Origin of the sequence: Nocardia australiensis, from assembly GCF_020733705.1 — a bacterium.
GTDB lineage: Bacteria > Actinomycetota > Actinomycetes > Mycobacteriales > Mycobacteriaceae > Nocardia > Nocardia australiensis.
Genome location: NZ_JAJFZM010000001.1, coordinates 522,478 through 542,922 on the forward strand (window position 1 = coordinate 522,478; position 20,445 = coordinate 542,922).

The window sequence follows — 20,445 nt, forward strand, 5'->3', positions numbered from 1 at the left end:
GCGCACCGGCGCGAGCGCCTGCGGGGATATTCACGTCAGCATCGGAATCCACGCGCATTACAGTAGACACACCATGAGTGCAGCTGACCGCCCCTCCTTCTATATCACCACGGCCATCGCGTACCCGAACGGTGCGCCGCACATCGGGCATGCCTACGAGTACGTCTCGGCGGACGCCCTTGCGCGGTTCAAGCGGCTCGACGGGTATGACGTGTTCTTCATGACCGGCACCGACGAGCACGGCCAGAAGATGCAGCAGACGGCAGTCGCCGAGGGTATGCCGGTGGAGGAGCTCGCGTCGCGCAACTCGGACGTGTTCGAGGCGATGGACAAGACGCTCGATGTCTCGTTCGACCGCTTCATCCGCACCACCGATGAGGACCATCAGGTGGCCAGCGTCGCGATCTGGGAGCGGATGCTCGCCAACGGCGATATCTACATCGACAACTACTCGGGCTGGTACTCGGTTCGCGACGAGGCGTTCTACACCGAGGAGGAGACCACGCTGCTCGAGGACAGGTCGCGAATTTCCACCGAGTCCAAGACGCCGGTGACCTGGACCGAGGAGTCGAACTACTTCTTCCGGCTGTCGAACTATCAGGACAAGCTGCTGGCGCTCTACGACGAGCACCCCGAATTCATCGCGCCCGCAACGGCTCGCAACGAAATGGTGAGCTACGTGAAGGCGGGCCTGAAGGACCTGTCCATTTCCCGCACCACCTTCGACTGGGGTGTGCCGGTGCCCGGCCATCCCGATCACGTGATGTACGTGTGGGTGGACGCGCTCACCAACTACCTCACCGGCGTCGGTTTCCCGGATACGGAATCCGCTGCGTTCCAGCAGTTCTGGCCCGCCGACCTACACATCATCGGCAAGGACATCTCCCGCTTTCACACCGTGTACTGGCCCGCGTTCCTGATGTCGGCAGGCATCGAGGTGCCGAAACGCGTTTTCGTGCACGGGTTTCTGTACAACAAGGGCGAGAAGATGTCGAAGTCGGTCGGCAATGTGGTCGACCCGCTCGCACTCGTCGAGGAATACGGCGTCGACCCGGTCCGCTTCTTCCTGCTGCGGGAGATCTCCTACGGCCAAGACGGCAGCTACAGCCACGAGGCGATCGTCGGGCGGATCAACACCGATCTGGCCAATGAATTCGGAAACCTGGTGCAGCGCAGCCTCAAGCTTGTCGCGCGCGACTGTGGCAGCGTGGTGCCGACACCGGGCGAATTCACCGACGCCGACCGTGCGCTACTGGAGCGCGCCAACGGGCTACTGGAGCGCTGCCGTACCGAATTCGACGCTCAGCAAATGCATTTGGCGTTGGAGGCGATCTGGCTGACCCTCGGCGAGGCCAATAAGTATTTCTCCGCCGAGGCGCCATGGGCGCTGGCCAAATCCGGCACCGAGGAAGACCTGGCCCGCGAGGCCACGGTGCTCTACGTGACCATCGAACTGCTGCGCATCGTCGCCATCCTCGTGCAGCCGGTGCTGCCCGAGTCGGCGGGCAAGATCCTGGACCTGCTGGCCCAGCAGAATCGAACCTTCGCCGACATCACGAACCCGCTGGTGGCGGGCACCCCGCTACCAGCACCGGAGGCTGTCTACCCGCGCTACGTGGAGCCGAAGAACTAGGCGGTCGCCACCATCGACGATGCTCCTGACCGCTACCACTCTCAGCAGCGGTAGCGGTCAGCGACAATTATTTCCAGCGCTCGAGCAGCCGGTTGGCCTCCTCGGCCAGCGCCCACTGAAAGTACGGGCCGAAGCTGACGCGGGCGACGCCCTGCGCCGCGAGCACGGCACGGTCGGATTCGCCAGGCAGGCCGATGGCGTTGATGGGCAACGGCAATTCGCTGGTGAGGCGGCGCATTTCGGCATCGGAGTGACGGCCGACCGGGTAGAGGACATCGGCACCCGCCGTCGCAGCCAGCTGTAGCCGGGCGATCGCACGATCGACACGGTCGGACTTGTCGCCGTCCTGACGAAGGAAAAGGTCGGTGCGGGCGTTGACCACCACGTGTACACCCGCGGCATCGGCGAATTGACGTAGTCGGTGCACGAGGTCGGCGTGCTCTTGCGCGCCACGCAACCGGCCGCCCTCACTATGCACCGTGTCCTCGATATTCAGTCCGATCGCACCGGCCTCGAGCAGGCCCTCGATCAACTGCGCGGGCTCGAGCCCATACCCGGATTCGATGTCGACCGAGATCGGAACATCCACAACCTCGCTGATCTGACGTACCCGGGTCAGCAACTCGGCAAAGGTCATGCCTTCCTTGTCGCTGCGCCCGACCGAATCCGCGACCGGGTGACTACCCAGCGTCAGGGCCGAAAATCCGGCGGCGACAGCTAGATTCGCCGACCACGCGTCCCACACAGTCGGGAAGATGCCAGGATCGCCTGCACGATGAAGTTCGAGGAATGTCTTGGCTTTACCTTCCAAAGAGGTCATGTAACCAATTGTGGCAGTTAGTCCGATTCATCGCGCCGGGCCGCGAGAACGGCGTCATAGAGTTCGCGGCGGGAGGCGCCGGTGGCAGCCGCGACCTGGGTGCAGGCGTCCTTGAGACGCAGGCCATCGGCCATGAGTGATTCGACCTCATCCACCAGGTCGGCCGGATTCGCGGACCTGGGTTGCGCACCCTCGACAACCACGGTGATCTCGCCGCGAGCACCATCGACGGCCCAGGCCGCGACCTCGGCGAGGGTACCGCGCACGACTTCTTCGTAGGTCTTGGTCAATTCGCGGCAGACCGCGACGCGCCGGTCCGGGCCGAGGACCTCGACCGCGTCGGCCAATGAACCGGCCAGTCGATGCGGCGCCTCGAAATAAACGCAGGTACGCGGCTCAGAGATCAAGGTGCGCAACCACTCTCGGCGCTGGCCGGATTTGCGGGGCGCGAACCCGTCAAAGCAGAACCGCTCGACCGGCAGCCCGGACAGCGCCAGTGCGGTGGTCACGGCAGACGGTCCGGGCAGGCAGGTGACCGGCAGATCGCACTCCACGCAGGCCGCGACCAGGCGGTAGCCCGGATCACTGACCGAGGGCATACCCGCGTCCGTCACCAGCAGCACGGTTCGCCCCTGCTCGATATCGCCGAGCAGTGCCGGAATTTTGGCCGACTCGACGTGGTCGTCGAACCGGACCACCCGCCCCGTGATCTCCACCTGTAGAGCCTTGGCCAGTGACCGCGTGCGGCGGGTGTCCTCGGCCGCGACGATATCGGCGCTCGCGAGCGCGCCGCGCAACCGCTGCGACGCATCGCCGATGTCACCCATCGGCGTCGCCGCGAGCACCAGCCTGCCGACCGTATGCTCGCCGGTCACCGCGCTATTCGTCACCGCACGCCCATCTGCCTGGAAATCAGTTGCCTGCTTCGCCAGTTGATTCTGTCACCACCGAAATCCGAATCCGGAACAGGGCGATCGCGACAAGCACGCGGGTGTGATTGTCCGGCGGCACGCTCACCGATGCACGTCCCGTCGTCGTGCACAGCATACGATCGGGGCGTGACCCAGGTGACCGACCAGCGCGCGACCGCACCGGGGGCCGTACCTACCGTGTCGAGCCCCGCACCTCTGCGGCCCTCCCCCGATTTCGGGCCTCTCGACACCATGCGAGGCTGGGCGGTCACCGCGTTCCTCACGATGATCGCGGCGGTCACGCGGTTCACCAACCTCGACTATCCGACCGACGCGCGCACCCCGGTTTTCGACGAGAAGCACTATGCGCCGCAGGGCTGGCAAATGCTGACCGGCGGCGGGGTCGAGGACAACCCCGCCTACGGGCTGGTCGTGCATCCGCCGGTCGGCAAACAATTAATTGCCATGGGCGAGGCTATATTCGGCTACAACGCGTGGGGCTGGCGCTTTGCCTCCGCCATCTGCGGCACCCTGCTGGTGCTGCTGGTGATCCGCATTGTCCGGCGAATGTCACGCTCGACGCTGATCGGCGCGTTCGCGGGCATTCTGCTCATCGCCGACGGCGCCACCTTCGTCTCCTCGCGCATCGGCATGCTCGACATCTTCATCACGTTGTTCGCCACCGCCGCATTCGGTTGTCTCATCGTCGACCGCGACGAGGTGCGGGCCCGCATCGCGCGGGCCGACGCCGAGGGACGGATCGATGCGAGCCCGTGGGGTCCACGGTTGGGGGTGCGCTGGTGGCGGTTCGGCGCGGGCATCCTGCTCGGGCTTGCCTGTGGAACCAAATGGTCCGGCATGTACTTCGTGCTCGCGTTCGGCCTGCTCAGCGTTGGCTTCGATCTGGTCGCGCGCCGAGCCTACGGCGTGCGCCGCCCATGGATCGGCACCGCGATACGCGATATCGGACCGGCGCTTTACGCACTGGTACTGGTTCCCCTCGGGGTGTACCTGGCCACGTATTGGGCGTGGTTTTCCAGCGAGGACGGCGTGTACCGATACGCGGTCGGCAATCAGGTCGGTCGCGACGGACCGTGGTCGTGGATCCCGGGCGCGCTGCGTTCGCTCTGGTTCTACAGCGGCGAAACGCTGGGCTTCCACGAGGGACTGACCAACTCGGCGGGCAATCATCATCCGTGGGAATCCAAGCCGTGGACCTGGCCGATGGGGCTGCGGCCGATGCTCTATCACTACGCCGATAACGGTGTCACCGGCTGCGGGCAGAACCAGTGTGTGAAGGCCATGATGCTGGTCGGCACGCCTGCCATCTGGTGGATCGCGTTCCCGGTGCTCGGCTGGGGTCTGTGGCGGATTGTCGCGCGACGCGACTGGCGCTACACCGCGGTCCTGGTGGGATACGGTGCCGGCCTGATCCCCTGGTTCTTCACCCTCGACCGGCAGATGTACTACTTCTACGCCGTAGCGTTGGCGCCATTCCTGGTGATGGCGATCGCACTGGTACTCGGCGACATCCTCGGCCCGGTCCGCAAAGTCCCGATACGACGTAGCACCGCGGGTACCTTCCTGCCCGAACTCCCCAGCGAACGCCGCAGTCTCGGCCTACTCGCCGTCTGCATCTACCTCGGCCTGGTCATCGCCAACTTCATCTGGCTCTGGCCGATCCTCACCGCCATGTCCATTACGCCCGGCAGCTGGCACGCCCACCTCTGGCTGCCGAGCTGGCGCTGAGGCTAGATCTCCAGCGCGGACTGCACGTAGCCGAGGGCGGCCGCGTCATCGAGACCGAGTCGCCGGATGGCGGCGACGTAGTCGGTGGCGGCGCGCCCCGCGGCGTCCCGAGTGGGATCGCCGGAGGAGGCTATGAAAGAGCCCTGCCTACCCCGGGTTTCGACGACGCCGTCGGCCTCCAGCTCGCGATAGGCGCGGGCAACGGTATTCGGCGCCAAGCCGAGTTCGGCTGCTAGCGCTCGAACTGTCGGGATCTTGGTGCCCGCGGCGAGTTCGCCCGAGCGCACCTGCGCGATTACGCCGATACGCAGCTGCTCGAAGGGCGGGACCGGGGAATCGTGCGTGACGGTCACGGTGAACATGGCAGCTCACACGTCATCTCGGGACAGCGGACAGGACAAACAGCGTGGGCCACCTCGACCGGACCCCAGCTCGGAGCCCGGGATCGGCAGCACCTCGACGCCCGCGTCGGTCAGCCGTGAATTGGTCATCTCGTTGCGCTCGTAGGCGATAACGACGCCTGGCGCCAACGCCAGAGTGTTATTGCCGTCGTCCCATTGCTCGCGTTCGGCGGTGACACCGTCGAGACCGGTGTCGATCACCCGCAGCTTGCCAATCCCCATGGCTTCGGCGGCCGCGGGCAAGAACGGATCGGGGCCGCGCATGCTCACGCCGCTGCCGCCATCGCGACCGCTGTAGCTGTCCTCGCGATGAATAGTGAACGCGCACAATGAGTCACGCACCGCTGGATACATCACGATGGCGTCCGTATCGACCATCGTGCACACCGTGTCCAGGTGCATGGTCGCGCGATTCTGCGCGATCGGCACCACCAGCACGGTGTGCGCGAGATCGTCGTCGAACAGGCTGCGCGCCAACGCTTCCGCCCCGGCGGGCGAGGTCCGCTCGCCGACGCCGACGGCTACCACCCCCGGCGCGAGCAACAGCACGTCACCGCCCTCGATGGGTGCGGTATGCGACTCATAGGCACGGCGCACCCCGAGAAAGCGCGGATGGAAGGCGTAGATGAGATCGGTCAGCGAGGTCTCCCGCATCCGGGCGGGCAGCGCCAGCGCGGTGATCGCGACCCTCGGCCCGACCCAGAACGACGAATCCCTGGTGAACAGCAGATTCGGCAGCGGGTCGATAACGAAGTCGCCGCCGTGGTGCATCCGTCGCACCAGTGAGGTGGCGTCCGGGCCGAAGGGCAATTCGTCGAAGGTCATCCCCGCCATCAGCGAATTCGCCAGTTCTCCGGCCGGGATGCCGCGCAGGAACGCGGCGAGCTCATCGGCCAGCGAGTGCCCGAGCCTGCGCGCGTCTACCGCGGCGGAGATGCCCTGGATGCGGGCCGCGCCACTGACATCGAGTGTCTCGGCGAGCAGGTCCGCGAGCAGCAGCACTTCGACACCGCGCCCGCGCAGCACATCGGCGAACGCGTCGTGTTCCTGCTGCGCCCGCTCCACCCACGGAATGCCGTCGAACAGCAGTTGATCGTTATTGCGCGGGGTGAGCCTGCGCAATTCGTCGCCGGGACGGTGCAGCAAAACCGTGCGCAGCCGACCCACTTCGGAGGTCACCGCGAGACGGTAACCCGGATCATCGACGCGGTCGTGCTCACCTTCATCCGGATCAGCTCCGGGCCCCGCCTGCACAGCGTCTGCTCCCATGGTCCGACCGTAGTTCGCCGACGACGTAAGAGCACGCAAATGCTCATCTTTCAGGCAGCGTGTGCGCAGTCCCCGCAGGGTTTCGGTGCCCAGCAAGCCGTCGCCGGCGGAACAATTTCGAACACCCCGCGAGCAGCCGCGAGCGCGTGTGTCCGATTCCTACCCCAGCACACCCTAACCTGAAGTATTGTTCAGGTGAATGGAGGAGAGTGGATGTCGGCAACCGATTGGCGATCAAAGGAACTGACCCCCGGGCAGCTGTCCGAGCGTAGCGCAGTGGCGGTGTCCGCGTTGCACTTCTACGAGCGCGAGGGGCTCATATCGAGTCGCCGTACCAGCGGTAATCAGCGTCGATACGCGCGCGAGACGCTGCGGCGTGTCGCCTTCATCCGCATCTCGCAGCGGGTCGGAATCCCATTGAGCGATATCCGCGCGGCCTTGGACAAACTGCCAGACGGCCGCACCCCGACCCGCCGCGACTGGGAGACCCTCTCCACCACCTGGCGCACCGACCTCGACGACCGCATTACACAGCTGACCCGGTTGCGCGACAACCTGACCGGCTGCATCGGCTGCGGTTGTCTGTCACTCGGCAGCTGCAAGATCGTCAACGAGCACGACCGCCTCGGCGAACAGGGTCCGGGCGCCCGGGTGCTCGACGTGCAGCTCAATTGCGCGTCGGGACCGGATGGCTGCTGAGGCGCTACCGCCCGAGCACCGCGAGCATGCCCGCGACCGCGCGCGGCCAGGTGAATTGCTCGGCGCGGGTGCGCGCCGCCTTCCTACGACGCACGGCCGGTAAGGCAAGCACACCGGTGACGGCGGTGGCGAAGGCGGACGGATGGTCGTCGGCAACGGCGCCGCACTCGGTGGTCACGATGTCGGCCAGTGCCGATGAACGGCTCGCCACCACCGGCGTACCGGCGGCCAGCGCCTCCAACGCGGCGAGCCCGAACGTCTCATGCGGCCCCGGCGCCAGCGAAACATCCGCGGTAGCAAGTAATTTCGCCACCATCGCCCGATCCGAAATGAACCCGGTGAAATGCACGGCAGGCAATCCGCCTGCCAGTGCGGGCAGCGCCTTCGCGCGCCGTTCCAGCGCCTCGCGACGCGGCCCCTCCCCCGCGATGACCAGCCGCGCGGGCACCCCGGCCTTACGCAACGCACCGACCGCCTCGATGCTGCGATCCACCCGCTTCTCCATCGAGAGCCTGCCGCAGTGCACCAGCAACGGGTGCCCCGGGATACCGAGATCCGCGCGCAGCGCATAGTCACGCCTACCCGGGCTGAACAGCTCCAGATCCACTCCGAGCGGTACAAGTTCGACATTCGACGCACCGACACGTAAGAACTCCCCGCGAGCGAATTCCGTCGTGCAGACCACGGTGTCGTATTCGGTGGCGGTCCGCCGATTGGCCACGTCGGCGCACCGGCGCGCCACCGGGCTCGGCATGACCTGACCGAGCAACCGATCCAGGCGCTCATGGGAGATCATCACGCTTGCCACATCGTGGCGCCGCGCCCACCGGCCGAAACCCCGCAGCGTCAATCGGTCGGACACCTCGAGCACATCCGGGCGCAATCCGGCCAATACGTCGGCCACCCTGCGCGGGTCCGCGGCCCGATAGCCGCCGGTCCACGGAATACCCAAGGCAGGCAAGGTAATTCGCAGCGCGCCGGTAGGCAGCAGTTCCTCGGCCCGGCGCGGTCCTGGCACGATCAGCACCACCTCATGACCTGCGGCCACATAGCCTTCGCCGAGATGATGCAACGCGGTCCGCAGCCCACCCGAGCGCGGGCCGTAAAAGTTCGCCAGCTGCACGATACGCACCCGCCGATCGTCCAGCGGAGCGGGACCGGTCCGCCCAACATGGCGTGAACCGCCGTGAAAGAACCGGCTAATCAGCAGGTTCGCGCACCACCAGCAGACCGTGGCCGCTCTCCTGCGACATCAACGGCATGACGTCGATCAGCACCGGAATCCAGCCGGTGTCCGCGAATCGAACCCGTATCCGCAGTTGTCTCGCCGGCCGATCAGCGGCACCGGCCAGTTCGAGCAACACGGATCGGAATGCCGCGACATCGTCGGGATGAAATACCGGACGTTCGGTGGCCCAGCGATTCAGTGGCGGCGGCGGGGTGCGGGGCCATTCATAGATGACACCGGAATTGAGCTCGACGAATCCGATGCCCTCGTCCGCGCGCCGCGAGACGGCGCGCATCATCGTCATCTCCACGTCGGGCCGCATCAGCGCGGTGTCGGTGAGCTGGTGCATGAGCGCGCTGATCCGGCGTATCGACGGGCGCGCCCTGGTAACCATCTGGAAGGTGCGAACCCGGCCGTCGTCACCGATCATGTCGACATCGCCCTGATACTGACCCTCGCCCGCGCCGACCAACGCGAAATACTCGATGCGGCCGTCGAAGCGCACCATCCGGCCGAATGCCTCGGGTGGTGTCCGGATAACCCGCACCTCTTCGGGCGCCCTGGCGAACACCAACTCCTCGAGGCCGGGTCCATGGTGGGCCAATTCGGTCTCGGCATCCCAGTCCCAGGCGGCGACCGCCGGGGGCGGGCCCGGCACCCGTGCCGGCGGCCCGGCCCACACCTGAACACCGTGCACGCCGCCGTACGCGCATCCGATGGGGACACCGACCACACGCAGTTTGTCGTCGATATCGGTCTCGAGATGCGCACTGACCGTGCAGCGCTGGACAACCTCGGCTATCCGACGTGACGCCGCCGCGGGAAGTTCGCGGCGTACGCGCCGCAGGCTCGACCAGTCTTTCATCCGGTCGCCGTCGGCGACCAGAGTGGGCGCGCCGTGGCCAGCCAGCGTCTCGACCAGCAGCCAATCATGTTCAGGCATCCCGTATATCTACCGCAGTAGGCAGGATCGGCCCAGGCCCCGGGCCAGGCGAGCGAGGCTGCGGCCTAATGCGTCGACAAACCGCGACCCGCCCTCGGCAGATCGAGATCCAACGGAATGCGGCCCACCGCGAGATGCGGTTCGACCTCATCGGCCGGCATCGGGCGGGCGATCAGGAAGCCCTGGGCCCGGTAGCATCCCAGCCCGACCAGGGTCCGCGCCGCGACGGGCGTCTCGACCCCTTCTCCCACCACGCCGAGCCCGAACGAACCGGCGAGGCCGATAATGGATTTCACGATCGCAAGGTCGTCGGTACTGGCGCCGAGGCGCTGCACGAAGCCGCGGTCGATCTTCACCGCGTCGACCGGGAGCGCCTTCAGGTGCGACAACGAGCTGTAACCGGTCCCGAAATCGTCGATGGCGATCTGCACGCCCATTCGCTTGAGAGCACGCAGCGTGACCTGGGTCCGCGCCAAATCCTGCACGACCACATGTTCGGTGATCTCCAAGCACACCGAGCTGCCGTCGATGCCGAACAGACGCAGGATGTCTTCGATCCGCTCCACGAAATCAAGACTGACCAGTTGGACCGGTGACACGTTGATCCGCATCACCACGTTCCCGGCCAGCCCGCGCCGACGCCATTCGGCGAATTGAGCACACGCCGATCGAATGACCCAGCGGCCGAGCTCACCGGCCAGATTGGTCGCCTCAGCCACCATGACGAACGCGGCGGGCGGCAGCAGCCCGCGCGTGGGATGCAACCAGCGCACCAGCGCTTCCAGCGCCACGATCCGCCCCGTGCGCAGGTCGACCTCTGGCTGGTAGTGCAGCACGAGAGAACCGTCGGATACCGCACCGCGCAGGTTGAGTTCCACGTCGTCCTGCAGCTCGAATTGCGCGCGCATGGCGTCGGTGAACACCGCGACACCGTTGCCGCCACCCGATTTCGCGGACAACAGCGCATGATCGGCGCGACGCAGCACGTCGGCGACCGTGGTCTGGCCCGGTATGCCGACCGCGACGCCCACGCTGGCACCCCGGCTCACCGATTCGCCGCCGACAATGACGCGCCTGCCGATCAGCTGCTGGATTCGACCGGCTTCGTGTTCGGCGGCCACCGCATCCATCGGCTTGATCGGCACGATGACGAATTCGTCGCCGCCCAGTCGGGCGATCATGTCATTTGGGTCGAGATTCTCCCGCAGGCGCGATGACAACGTACGTATGAAATTGTCGCCCGCGGTGTGTCCGAGGAAATCGTTGAGCGCCTTCAAGCGATCCAGATCGAGGAAGAAGGCCGCGACCGGCCCCGGACTGCCCGGACGTAATCGTTCTTCCATGTGCTCGAGCAGCGCGCGACGGTTCGCCAATCCGGTCAGATCGTCGTGCAGTGCCATGTAGCGAAGCCGTTCCTCGGCCACGATCCGAGCCTGCAACTGCGCGAAAAGCGCGGCGATCGCCTTGAGCACGTTGAGCTCTCGGGTAGTCCATTCCCGGTCCCCCTCTTTCACGAATCCGAGGACACCGGTCGATTCGCCACGGGAGATCAGCGGTACCGCGGCCGAGGTGACCACCGGGATACCGGACGCACGGCGAATCGTTTCCTGATAATCGGCGAATTCCGAGGTCGGGCGCGCGACCATCGGTTCGACGGCGTGCTCGAGCATACGGAAAGCGGCGTCTGCGTTCTCGAAGTACACGACCGCGAGCGGATCGGGATCGGGTACCTGCTGACGATGCGGCCATTCGGCAATGAGAACGGTGGCGCGGCGTTCACGATCGGTATGCCGCATATAGCTGAAATCGACGTCGAAATACTCGACCAATTGACACAGGACACGTTCGGTCGCCACCACCATGGTGGTGGCGTCCACACCCATCAGCTCGGAGGCGACCTGGGTCACCAGTGAGTCGAGTGTCAGCCGAGGCACCATGTCTCCGATCGCGCTAACTACGGGTTTCCGCGCCTGGCACCGGACGCCGCTGGCTACGGACGGTGGCGCCTTCGGCAAAACTCAGTCGAAGCACCAGTGCCATGGTCTCATGCTTAGGCATACCCAGCAGGTTCAGGAAATGGCCCTGAATCGACGCTAGTGTATCCGCGAAGTCGGGAGAAATCGCGACTAGTTCGCTATAACGTTGCGCATAAAGAAAGACCGGGGATATCGGCTGCACCGTCAATCCCAGTCGCTGTGCCCGAATCCATATGCGTTCCACCGCCGCACCGGCCCGCGCGTAACCGGCGAGTCCCGGCTCCGACCGGCCGTCGAAGCTCACCGCGACCAGCGCCGAGCTCGACCGCACCCGGTCGCGCGTGTAGTTGCCTAGCGCCACGCCGCCGGCCCAGGAACGCAGCTGCGCCATCACATCGGCCCTGCGGCCGATCTCGAATGCCGCCAGTTCGTCGGCGGTCAGTTCCAGGCTGCGCACATCCAGCCCGGTCAGCGGATCGTCTGCGGGCCAGCGGACTTCGGCGAGCATCTCCTCGTGCAACCGCGGCGTCAGATATCGCACCCGATCGGATTCGCCGAGCAGCGTGGCCGCCATCGCGAGGTCGGTCGGTGTGGTGATGACGTGCAATCGCGCGTGCTCCAGTTCCGCGGCGGCATGCAGCTCGGCAAGAGCCGCAGGCGCGATCGCGGCGCCGGTACCGGGTTGACGATTGGTTTCGCGCGCCAGCGCCGCGGGATAGTCGACCGCAAGTTCGGCGTCCCCCGCAGTCCCCAGTTCGAGCACGGCCGACAGCGGACGGGACTCGTCTCCGTTCGCCACGAAGGTGTGCTCGCCGAGGATGCCGTGCGCGGCAGCCGCGACCCGCGCGTTGTAGACCGCGGCACCCACGGCGACCGCGCTGCCGCGATAGCCGACATCCATTGCGGTGGTGTATTCCGTGGCCAGCGCGAGGTGGATCGCGCCGTCGGTGACACGCAGGGACCACGGCTGCATATTGCCGCCGGACGGTGCTCGTTGCGCGCATTCCAGCACGCGGTCGACCGGTTCCGTCGCGGGCGCGATATCGGATGCGCTGTCGTCCCACACCAGTTCTGCCATGGGCTCGGGATCGGCAAGGTCATCGAGGTGGTTCTCGACATCGATCCGGACCCGGCCGGATCGGAGCTCGAGCCCCAATCCGATCCGGCGGGCGGCGGTGGCCACATTCGACGCGCCTAGCAGCACATCGCTGCCCAGCTGCGGCCAACTCGTTACGGCCTCACCGACTTCGACCATGCTCGCGGCCAGCCGTGGCGACAATCCCGTCGGCCCGAACATCCGAACGATGAACGGCGCCTTCTCCTTTGCCGTCAATCCGCGCATATCCGCGGCACGCAGGCCGCCGAGCAGTCCGTGGAATGGCGGGCGGTCCGGTTCCAGGTCGTATCGCTCCACGTCGAGCAGTCCACGATCGCTGGTCTCCATGAGCAGCGGTACGCGGTGGCGGCTCGCGGCCTCCCGGACCGCGAGCTTGATATCGAGCGAATCGCATTCCTCGACGACGATCGACAGTCCGTCCAGAAACGCATCCACCGTGTGCTCATCCACACCCGAACCGAAAATCTCAACGGGGAGATACGGATCGAGCTCGGCGATCCGACGGGCGGTGACCACCGCCTTGTTGACGCCGATATCGAACAACGTCCCCGGCACTCGATTGAGGTTCGACAACTCGATGTCGTCGAGGTCGGCCAACCGCAGTCGTCCGCCGACACCTTCCATGGCCAGCATGTGCGCGACGGCGTGGCCCGCGCTTTGGCCGACGATCCCGATTGTCAACTCGGCGAGGCGATCCTGGTCCGCCGGGGTGAGCTTATTGCGATTGCGGTCGAACCGCGTCGCCCGAAACGTGCGTTCGCCAGGCAGGCCGACCACGGCGCGGCGCCACGGGTAATAGATCCATCGATCCGATTCCGGACCGTCCCCCCGGGATTTGGCGGCAAAGATCCGATCGAACTCCGCACGCAGTACGGCGCGCAGGTCGGTGAATTCCAGGTACGGCCGGTTACGCAGCTCCGCAAGCGTTTCGGCATCGTGGGGGTCGGCTTCGTCGAGGATCAGCGGGCGGTGCTGCGCCACCGGCATATTCTCACCGCCCATATCGGTGCCAATTCTCCGATCTGCCGAGCCTGCGTTCAGAGGTGCTGGGCAGGGTGGGTGGGATTCCCAGCATCTGCTGTTCGTTTCGAACCAACGAGCTGTGCTGTTCGGTCGTATATGCCTGATATGTCCGAGTATCCCACCACATCGGGACTGTTCGATATCGGTCATCCGGGTAGGGCACCGCCGGAATGTCCTCCACCACAACGGCTCCGCTCGCCTCATGCCTCCCGACCGTGTAGGAGGCGACGGTCGCGAATCCGTAGCGTGCGCCGAGCAGTTTCGCGCCATGCAAAACCGTCCGCGAAATCACTGCGCTGAGGTCCGAACGATGCGCCGCGTCGCGCGCCACCCACGCGCCCTTGGCCTCGATCACGCCGGCAGGCACCCGGTCGGCAACCATGCGGCGCAGCTCCGCTTCACCCGGCCGCCCGGCCCAGGCGCTCAGCGCGTGCACATCGTCGACATCTCGATAGGGGCCCTGCATCCGGACCCCCGCGACAAGCCGCCCGGCCGGATCCACACCGGTGAAGAACAGCGATGTCGACCCACCGTCGGCTACCTTCCCGAATTCGAGCGCACACTCCACCCCGAAATGCCGGTAAACATCGAGAGCACCACGCAGATATCGGTCCCACAGCGTGGGCATTACAGCGGGGGTGGTGACGAAAAATGTGCATCCGGATCGCTGGTCCCGGTACTGACGGACACCCTCCGCTGGCACTTCTTCCGAGACGACTGCAATCGGTTCGACAGTCATTGTGGTCCTACTCCGTAGCGCGCAGCACGCGCGGTTTGCCGAGCCAATCCAGCACACTCACCCCGGCTGCGTTAGCTAGTCGGGATCAGTATGTCTAGGGCAGTATCCGTCATCCGACAGAAATTGACCAGACGTCTGGCTAATCTTCCGAAAACTGATTTGCATCCGGATAATTCCCGCAGGTCAGACCGCTCGTATTGAAGATCACCAATAACAGGGAGACCGGTCTGTACTGACGTGGCTAATCTTTAGCAACTAGACCAGGATCGAGATGAAGAGTTCCACCGACTCCGGCCCGTGCCAGACCTCGATCTCCTCGCGATAGGCCCGGGTTATCTCGGCAGAGGCGGTCGCGTCATCGACCTGAGCCCAGACATCCTCGACCAGATCGTGGTAATCACCGTTCGGCGCGAACCGCGCATAGACACCCTTGGGCACCTTGACCAGCACGTCACCGATCGGAACCACGCCGGGTTCCTGATATTCGAAACAGACGACGACGTTGAAGTTGCCCGCCGGATCCGGCACATACACCGTGTACATAGGCTGGTCGGCGGCCTGATGCCGCGCTTGGGTCTCCTCGGCGCGATCGCGCAGCCGATCCTTGAGGAACTCGATGAGATCGCTGTTGGAGACCTTGAAACTCGGGCGTACCCGCGGCACCACCAAGCCGCCGTAGAGCGCCTCGCCACGGACCACAATCGCATAGGTCATGATCGCGCCTCACCCACAATTCGCTTGCCGCACCAGCTCATCGCGGGTCTACCGCCAGGTACAGCTCGATTTTGTAAGCATGCGGATAACACTCGAAGTCCCCGGTATGAGTGCGTTTGATGTGATTGTGTTCCTCGGCGTAGGCGATTTGCGTCCACAGGTCGGTCATCACCTGCGGGAAGTTACCGACCGAGGAGAACCGGGCATAGGTACCGCGCGGCAGCCTGGCGACAAGATGGCCGCGGGTGACGTCATCGAAGGAAGCACAGCGATAGCCGACGATCTGCGTGTTGTAGGTCCCGAGTTCGCCGGCGTAATCGGTGTATGCGCTGGCCAGCGGGCCGCCGAGCTCCTGGTGCAGTACTGCGGCCCAGGCCGCGTCGAGGTCGTGATCACGCAGTTCGCCGAGCGCACGCTTAGGGCTGCGCACCGGCAGCCCGGCAACCCACGTTTCGTCTCGCTCAACGATGTCAAACTGCATGCAGGACTCTTTCGAGATGAATCCGGGGGCGAAGCCCGCATCCGGTCGGTCAGAAAGGCCATGCTATCAACCCGGACCCAGCGGTAACGATCACATGTCCCGGTCGATATCCGCAGCTCACCAACCAGCCGACCTGGACGAGCGTCCTAGAAGCAAACGATCAGCTACTGATGCATAGTGGGCATTGTGTGCCATTCCATCACCGCGTTGGACGCCACCGTGTGCGACTGCCGAGCATGCCCGCGCCTTGTTGCCTGGCGCGAACGGGTGGCCCGCGAAAAGCGCGCCGCCTTCCGTGACGAAACCTATTGGGGTCGCCCGGTTCCTGGCTTCGGCCCGGCCGACGCCCGGCTGCTGGTCGTCGGGCTCGCCCCCGCCGCGCACGGCGGCAACCGAACCGGCCGGATGTTCACCGGCGACCGCAGTGGCGAAGCCCTGTTCGCCGCGCTACATGCCGTGGGCCTGGCCAACCAGCCGACCTCGACTCGTTTCGACGACGGATTACAACTGTTCGGCACCCGACTGACCGCACCGGTGCATTGCGCCCCACCCCGCAACAAGCCGACCCCCGACGAACGAGACCGGTGCAGCCATTGGCTGCGCACCGAATTAGCCCTGCTCACACCGACATTGCGTGCGATCGTAGTCCTCGGCGCCTTCGGATGGCAGGCGCTGCTGCCGGTACTCGCGTCGGCGGGCTGGATCATTCCCCGGCCACGCCCGAAATTCGGGCACGGCGCGCAGATCACGCTGACGCCGACCGACAGCAGCCGAGAACCCTTGCGCCTGTTCGGCTGCTACCACGTCAGCCAGCAGAACACCTTCACCGGCCGTCTCACTCCCGCCATGCTGGAGGCGGTCCTGGTGGCGGCGGCAACGGCGGCGGGCCTGCCCACCGCGTAACGACAGTCCAGGCGGGGATTCGTCGGTCACGGCAGCGGATTTGCGCGACGTTGCCAGGCACATCGGTAGGCGCCGCATTCCGTCCGGCCAATTCGTCAGCGAATCCGTGCCGCAGGCCGCCAAGAAGGCGGCCGACCTCGCCCGCATGGACCCCACCGATCCGAACGACTCCAGGGTGCTCGCGGCGGCGCAGACCATCCACCGGCTCTACCGGGCCACCTAAACCTGAGGCGCTCAACGCGACCCACATCCCGGGCACGACCGCGGTCGCGGCACTATGGACGAGTGTGTCAATCCCTCTAGGAGGTATTCGTGTCCGAAACCGTGCGTGGCGTCATCGCCCGTAGCAAAGGTGCGCCGGTAGAGATCGTCGATGTCGTGGTCCCCGATCCCGGACCACACGATGTCATTGTGCGAGTTCAGGCATGCGGGGTATGCCACACCGACCTGCACTACCGCGAGGGCGGCATCAACGACGAATTCCCCTTCCTGCTCGGACACGAGGCAGCAGGCGTCGTGGAGACAGTCGGCGACGCGGTCACCCATGTCGCCGAGGGTGACTTCGTCATCCTGAACTGGCGTGCGGTCTGCGGCGAATGCCGCGCCTGCAAACGTGGTCGCCCCTGGTACTGCTTCACCAGCCACAATGCGAGCAAGAAGATGACCCTCGCTGATGGCACCGAACTCAGCCCCGCGCTCGGCATCGGCGCGTTCATCGACAAGACCCTCGTCCACGAGGGCCAGTGCACCAAGGTCGATCCCGAGACCGACCCCGCTGTCGCCGGCCTGCTCGGCTGCGGTGTGATGGCCGGTATCGGCGCGGCGATGAATACCGGCAACGTCGCGCGCGGTGACACCGTCGCCGTCATCGGCTGCGGTGGTGTCGGCGACGCGGCCATCGCCGGCGCCCGCCTCGCCGGCGCCAAGACGATCATCGCGATCGACCGCGACGATCGAAAACTGGCGTGGGCCACCGAATTCGGTGCTACGCATACCGTCAACGCGAGCACCGACGACGTCGTGACCAGGATTAAGGAACTGACCGACAGCTTCGGCGCCGACGTCGTCATCGATGCCGTCGGCAGGCCCGAAACCTGGAAGCAAGCCTTCTACGGCCGCGACCTCGCCGGAACCGTGGTGCTGGTCGGCGTTCCGACACCCGATATGGGGCTCGATATGCCACTTGTCGACCTGTTCTCGCACGGCGGAGCGCTGAAGTCATCCTGGTACGGAGACTGTCTGCCCGAGCGCGATTTCCCGATGTTGATCGACCTCTACCACCAGGGCCGGCTGCCGCTGGAACGTTTTGTCACCGAACGGATCACCCTCGACCAGGTGGAGCGAGCATTCGACGCGATGCACGCCGGCGCGGTGCTGCGCTCGGTGGTGGTGCTGTGAGCATCCGCATCGAAAAAGTTGTCACCTCAGGCACTTTCGCCCTCGACGGCGGAACCTGGGATGTCGAGAACAATGTCTGGCTGATCGGCGATGACGACGAGGTCATCGTCGTCGATGCCGCGCACCTGGCGGAGCCGATCATCGCCGCCGTCGGGGACCGCGATGTCGTCGCCGTGCTGTGCACACACGGCCACAACGATCATGTCACCGTCGCACCGGAGCTCGCCGAACGCCTCGACGCGCCGACCCTGCTACATCCCGGTGACGACCCGCTGTGGCGCATGACCCACCCCGATTCCGGCTACCGATCGCTGGCCGATTCGAATCGAATCTCCGTGGCGGACACCGATATCGACATCCTGCACACTCCCGGCCACTCGCCGGGATCAGTATCGCTGTACCTGCCCGAGGCGCACGCTCTGTTCACCGGCGACACCCTGTTCTGCGGAGGCCCCGGCGCAACGGGTCGCTCCTACTCCGACTTCGACACCATCATCGACTCCATCCGGGACCGGCTGCTCACCCTTCCTGACGAGACCGTCGTCCACACCGGACACGGCGACACCACCACGATCGGCGCCGAAAAGCCCGCTCTCGCAGACTGGATCGCCCGTGGTCACTGATAGCTACGGGCGGGCGAGGGCGTAGGCGAGCCCGGCCGACATAGTCGCGGAGGGTGCAGCTCGCGGTCTCGGCGTCATGAGGGTGCGGTGATCTTGTCGATCGCGAAGACGCCGTTGTCCGCCGCGACGGTGACGAACTGCCGGTAGGTGCGGGCGACGGAGTCGGGGCGCAGTTCGGTGATCACCACATCGAAGCGGCCGTCGAGCATCGGGGTGATCATGACGCAGTGCCGAGTGCCCGCCGGAATGGAGGCGATGCCCTTGTCGATCTGCTCGACCGCCGAGACGGCGGCGTCCGGCGTCGTCAGCGCTCGCGCTCCCGCACCGGATCGAATCACGTAGTAGGCGTACTGGAATGCCATGATCACCTCCGGCCCCGACAGCGTCGAACCGGTGCCGTCACCACGCACCAGCTGGTCGGTTCGGGTCGGCTCGCAGCCGGGCCCGCCGCCGAGCACCGGGTCGGTCACCGTGGCCACCGGCCTGCGTGCGGGGTTGGCCGCGGCGGTGTACACCAGCACCACCGCGACCGTCGCCAATGAGGCGACCAATGCGGTGGCCAACACCAGCCAGGAGCGCCGGCTCGGCGGCGGAAGCCGCCGTTGCGCGTGCGGAGCCGGAATCATTCCGGGCCACGTCGCAGCGCTGGACCTGCTCGGTATCCGACGGGGAGCCGCCCGGCGCGCACCGATATCACCGTCGGTCTCAAATCTGTTCGACGACGCCATGCTCCGCCACGCCCCTTTGCCGGTGCCTGCTCGGCGCCTCGGGTCCCTTGATGCCGTTGTGTAATAACAAGATTGCACACCTGAGCGAACAATGCCGGACTAATGAAGGACGAAGCCACGAGTACACACTGGTCGGTATCGCACGCGGATTCGAGCGCAGCGAAGCAGTCACGCGGCGTTGTGCGCGGACCTACCATCATCAAATGCTAACGGCGCCACGGTAGTGACCGAGTTCTGAAGTATGCGACGGGATCCCAGTGCCCCGGCCGACCACGAGACAGCGGGTAACACGCGAAACCGATCAGCATCGCGGTGAAATGTCCGACGTCGGTGAAGTCCAGTTGCGAGAGCATCGGATACGTGTAGAAGGCCACCACGCCGAGAACGTAGAGGTAGCGCCATGGCGGCGCGATCCGGAAGGCGAGCACGGCGATCACACCGGCGAGGGCGTAGCTGACGCCGACGTCGAGAGTGAAAACCGCCCGCTGCGGCGCGTGCCCGTGCCGGATCGCCCAGTAAAGAACACCCTCGCTGATGTAGGTAGCGCCGACATGCGCGATCGCCAGGACGACCAGCCACCGCAGCGTGCCGAGCCAGCGCTCGGCCTGTGCGTGAAAGATGCTGTACAGGACCAGATACGACAACCAGGTGCTGCCCGCGATCCAGAAGATGCTGCTCACCAAAACCCGTATCGGGTCTTCCCGGAGATGGTGCAGGTTCGTCGAACGGTTACCGAGCACCAGCTGCGTCGCCTCCGGCGACAATTGGCGCACGACGATCGTGGTGACCAAGAGGATTGCCAGCCAGATATAGGTTCCGGGCGCACTGCGCATATAGGACCAGACAGCGCGCGGGACATCGGCCAACCACGTACGAGTGCCCTCGGACATCTGCCACGACCTCCAGTGCGGACCTGTACAGACTTGTCGAGCGGAACGGGTAATTCACGCCGCCGTCACGCGGTGGCGGACGACTCAGCCTACCGCGACGAACACCGTCCACGGCCTGGCGCGCTGGCGTCCGGCGCGGGCACACGCCACACTCGGTACGTGAATCACATGGCGTTCGGACAATTCGTCGGCCACCGGGA

20 protein-coding genes are annotated in these 20,445 nt (G+C 65.6%); 7 read left to right on the plus strand and 13 right to left on the minus strand.

The window, feature by feature from the left end; all coding sequences use genetic code 11:
- The first annotated feature begins 46 nt into the window (after nt 1-46).
- The gene (gene metG, locus LKE06_RS02465; RefSeq protein ID WP_308188361.1) at nt 47-1,633 is read left to right on the plus strand and encodes a methionine--tRNA ligase; all 1,587 of its coding nucleotides are present in this window, start codon (nt 47-49) and stop codon (nt 1,631-1,633) included.
- Between the two features lie 67 nt (nt 1,634-1,700).
- On the opposite strand, the gene LKE06_RS02470 is transcribed toward metG, so the two are convergent.
- Nucleotides 1,701-2,453, minus strand: a complete 753-nt coding sequence (locus tag LKE06_RS02470) for an isocitrate lyase/PEP mutase family protein (protein WP_227996837.1) — start codon at nt 2,451-2,453, stop codon at nt 1,701-1,703.
- A 17-nt stretch (nt 2,454-2,470) separates the two neighbouring features.
- Complete coding sequence (gene rsmI, locus LKE06_RS02475) at nt 2,471-3,328, minus strand: 16S rRNA (cytidine(1402)-2'-O)-methyltransferase (protein ID WP_227996838.1); 858 nt, start codon at nt 3,326-3,328, stop codon at nt 2,471-2,473.
- A 183-nt stretch (nt 3,329-3,511) separates the two neighbouring features.
- On the opposite strand from rsmI, the gene LKE06_RS02480 reads away from it, so the two are divergent.
- Nucleotides 3,512-5,113 carry a dolichyl-phosphate-mannose--protein mannosyltransferase gene (locus LKE06_RS02480; RefSeq protein ID WP_227996839.1) on the plus strand — a complete coding sequence of 534 codons (1,602 nt, stop codon included), beginning with the start codon at nt 3,512-3,514 and terminating at the stop codon, nt 5,111-5,113.
- Between the two features lie 2 nt (nt 5,114-5,115).
- Here the strand turns inward: LKE06_RS02480 and LKE06_RS02485 are convergent, their stop codons facing one another.
- Both LKE06_RS02485 and arcA read right to left on the minus strand, forming a co-directional pair.
- Nucleotides 5,116-5,475: a GntR family transcriptional regulator gene (locus LKE06_RS02485; protein WP_227996840.1), complete on the minus strand. Its 360-nt coding sequence runs from the start codon at nt 5,473-5,475 to the stop codon at nt 5,116-5,118.
- 6 nt (nt 5,476-5,481) lie between these two features.
- Entirely contained in the window at nt 5,482-6,783 is a 1,302-nt protein-coding gene (gene arcA / locus LKE06_RS02490; protein WP_227996842.1) for an arginine deiminase, read from the minus strand.
- Nucleotides 6,784-6,996: 213 nt separating this feature from the next.
- Here arcA and soxR point away from each other — a divergent pair, with 213 nt between their 5' ends.
- On the plus strand, nt 6,997-7,482 hold the full coding sequence (soxR, locus tag LKE06_RS02495) for a redox-sensitive transcriptional activator SoxR (protein WP_227996844.1): 486 nt from the start codon (nt 6,997-6,999) through the stop codon (nt 7,480-7,482).
- A gap of 4 nt (nt 7,483-7,486) precedes the next feature.
- Here soxR and LKE06_RS02500 read toward each other — a convergent pair whose 3' ends face one another.
- The 7 genes from LKE06_RS02500 to LKE06_RS02530 all read right to left on the minus strand — a co-directional run bounded on the left by LKE06_RS02500 (nt 7,487) and on the right by LKE06_RS02530 (nt 15,703).
- Entirely contained in the window at nt 7,487-8,614 is a 1,128-nt protein-coding gene (locus tag LKE06_RS02500; protein ID WP_227996846.1) for a glycosyltransferase, read from the minus strand.
- Nucleotides 8,615-8,681: 67 nt separating this feature from the next.
- Nucleotides 8,682-9,653 carry a GAF domain-containing protein gene (locus LKE06_RS02505; RefSeq protein ID WP_227996848.1) on the minus strand — a complete coding sequence of 324 codons (972 nt, stop codon included), beginning with the start codon at nt 9,651-9,653 and terminating at the stop codon, nt 8,682-8,684.
- A gap of 65 nt (nt 9,654-9,718) precedes the next feature.
- On the minus strand, nt 9,719-11,590 hold the full coding sequence (locus tag LKE06_RS02510) for a putative bifunctional diguanylate cyclase/phosphodiesterase (protein ID WP_227996850.1): 1,872 nt from the start codon (nt 11,588-11,590) through the stop codon (nt 9,719-9,721).
- A gap of 13 nt (nt 11,591-11,603) precedes the next feature.
- Nucleotides 11,604-13,733, minus strand: a complete 2,130-nt coding sequence (locus tag LKE06_RS02515) for an Rv1355c family protein (protein WP_227999250.1) — start codon at nt 13,731-13,733, stop codon at nt 11,604-11,606.
- A gap of 4 nt (nt 13,734-13,737) precedes the next feature.
- On the minus strand, nt 13,738-14,508 hold the full coding sequence (locus LKE06_RS02520) for a hypothetical protein (protein ID WP_227996851.1): 771 nt from the start codon (nt 14,506-14,508) through the stop codon (nt 13,738-13,740).
- A gap of 255 nt (nt 14,509-14,763) precedes the next feature.
- The gene (locus tag LKE06_RS02525; RefSeq protein ID WP_227996853.1) at nt 14,764-15,222 is read right to left on the minus strand and encodes an effector binding domain-containing protein; all 459 of its coding nucleotides are present in this window, start codon (nt 15,220-15,222) and stop codon (nt 14,764-14,766) included.
- 37 nt (nt 15,223-15,259) lie between these two features.
- Nucleotides 15,260-15,703: a GyrI-like domain-containing protein gene (locus LKE06_RS02530; RefSeq protein ID WP_227996854.1), complete on the minus strand. Its 444-nt coding sequence runs from the start codon at nt 15,701-15,703 to the stop codon at nt 15,260-15,262.
- 186 nt (nt 15,704-15,889) lie between these two features.
- Between LKE06_RS02530 and LKE06_RS02535 the strand changes: the two genes are divergently transcribed.
- The 4 genes from LKE06_RS02535 (at nt 15,890) to LKE06_RS02550 (ending at nt 18,627) form a co-directional block, all read left to right on the plus strand.
- Complete coding sequence (locus tag LKE06_RS02535) at nt 15,890-16,606, plus strand: uracil-DNA glycosylase (RefSeq protein ID WP_227996856.1); 717 nt, start codon at nt 15,890-15,892, stop codon at nt 16,604-16,606.
- 40 nt (nt 16,607-16,646) lie between these two features.
- The gene (locus tag LKE06_RS02540) at nt 16,647-16,829 is read left to right on the plus strand and encodes a hypothetical protein (RefSeq protein ID WP_227996858.1); all 183 of its coding nucleotides are present in this window, start codon (nt 16,647-16,649) and stop codon (nt 16,827-16,829) included.
- Nucleotides 16,830-16,918: 89 nt separating this feature from the next.
- Nucleotides 16,919-18,004: an S-(hydroxymethyl)mycothiol dehydrogenase gene (locus LKE06_RS02545; RefSeq protein WP_227996860.1), complete on the plus strand. Its 1,086-nt coding sequence runs from the start codon at nt 16,919-16,921 to the stop codon at nt 18,002-18,004.
- On the plus strand, nt 18,001-18,627 hold the full coding sequence (locus LKE06_RS02550) for an MBL fold metallo-hydrolase (protein WP_227996861.1): 627 nt from the start codon (nt 18,001-18,003) through the stop codon (nt 18,625-18,627). Before LKE06_RS02545 ends, LKE06_RS02550 begins: the two co-directional genes overlap by 4 nt.
- Before the next feature lie 74 nt (nt 18,628-18,701).
- Here the strand turns inward: LKE06_RS02550 and LKE06_RS02555 are convergent, their stop codons facing one another.
- A complete protein-coding gene (locus LKE06_RS02555; RefSeq protein ID WP_227996863.1) occupies nt 18,702-19,253 on the minus strand; it encodes a DUF8176 domain-containing protein in 552 nt (183 codons plus the stop codon).
- Between the two features lie 308 nt (nt 19,254-19,561).
- Nucleotides 19,562-20,245, minus strand: coding sequence for a rhomboid-like protein (locus LKE06_RS02560; RefSeq protein WP_227996865.1), 684 nt, complete (start codon nt 20,243-20,245; stop codon nt 19,562-19,564).
- Nucleotides 20,246-20,445 lie beyond the last annotated feature (200 nt).

Bases quoted from the DNA above. Each gene is read 5' to 3' on its own strand.
- LKE06_RS02525 (WP_227996853.1), bottom strand. From the start codon at position 15,222: ATGACCTATGCGATTGTGGTCCGTGGCGAGGCGCTCTACGGCGGCTTG.
- LKE06_RS02555 (WP_227996863.1), bottom strand. From the start codon at position 19,253: ATGATTCCGGCTCCGCACGCGCAACGGCGGCTTCCGCCGCCGAGCCGG.
- LKE06_RS02505 (WP_227996848.1), bottom strand. From the start codon at position 9,653: ATGCCTGAACATGATTGGCTGCTGGTCGAGACGCTGGCTGGCCACGGC.
- arcA (WP_227996842.1), bottom strand. From the start codon at position 6,783: ATGGGAGCAGACGCTGTGCAGGCGGGGCCCGGAGCTGATCCGGATGAA.
- LKE06_RS02560 (WP_227996865.1), bottom strand. From the start codon at position 20,245: ATGTCCGAGGGCACTCGTACGTGGTTGGCCGATGTCCCGCGCGCTGTC.
- LKE06_RS02470 (WP_227996837.1), bottom strand. From the start codon at position 2,453: ATGACCTCTTTGGAAGGTAAAGCCAAGACATTCCTCGAACTTCATCGT.
- soxR (WP_227996844.1), top strand. From the start codon at position 6,997: ATGTCGGCAACCGATTGGCGATCAAAGGAACTGACCCCCGGGCAGCTG.
- LKE06_RS02485 (WP_227996840.1), bottom strand. From the start codon at position 5,475: ATGTTCACCGTGACCGTCACGCACGATTCCCCGGTCCCGCCCTTCGAG.
- LKE06_RS02510 (WP_227996850.1), bottom strand. From the start codon at position 11,590: ATGGTGCCTCGGCTGACACTCGACTCACTGGTGACCCAGGTCGCCTCC.
- LKE06_RS02515 (WP_227999250.1), bottom strand. From the start codon at position 13,733: ATGCCGGTGGCGCAGCACCGCCCGCTGATCCTCGACGAAGCCGACCCC.
- LKE06_RS02530 (WP_227996854.1), bottom strand. From the start codon at position 15,703: ATGCAGTTTGACATCGTTGAGCGAGACGAAACGTGGGTTGCCGGGCTG.
- LKE06_RS02520 (WP_227996851.1), bottom strand. From the start codon at position 14,508: ATGACTGTCGAACCGATTGCAGTCGTCTCGGAAGAAGTGCCAGCGGAG.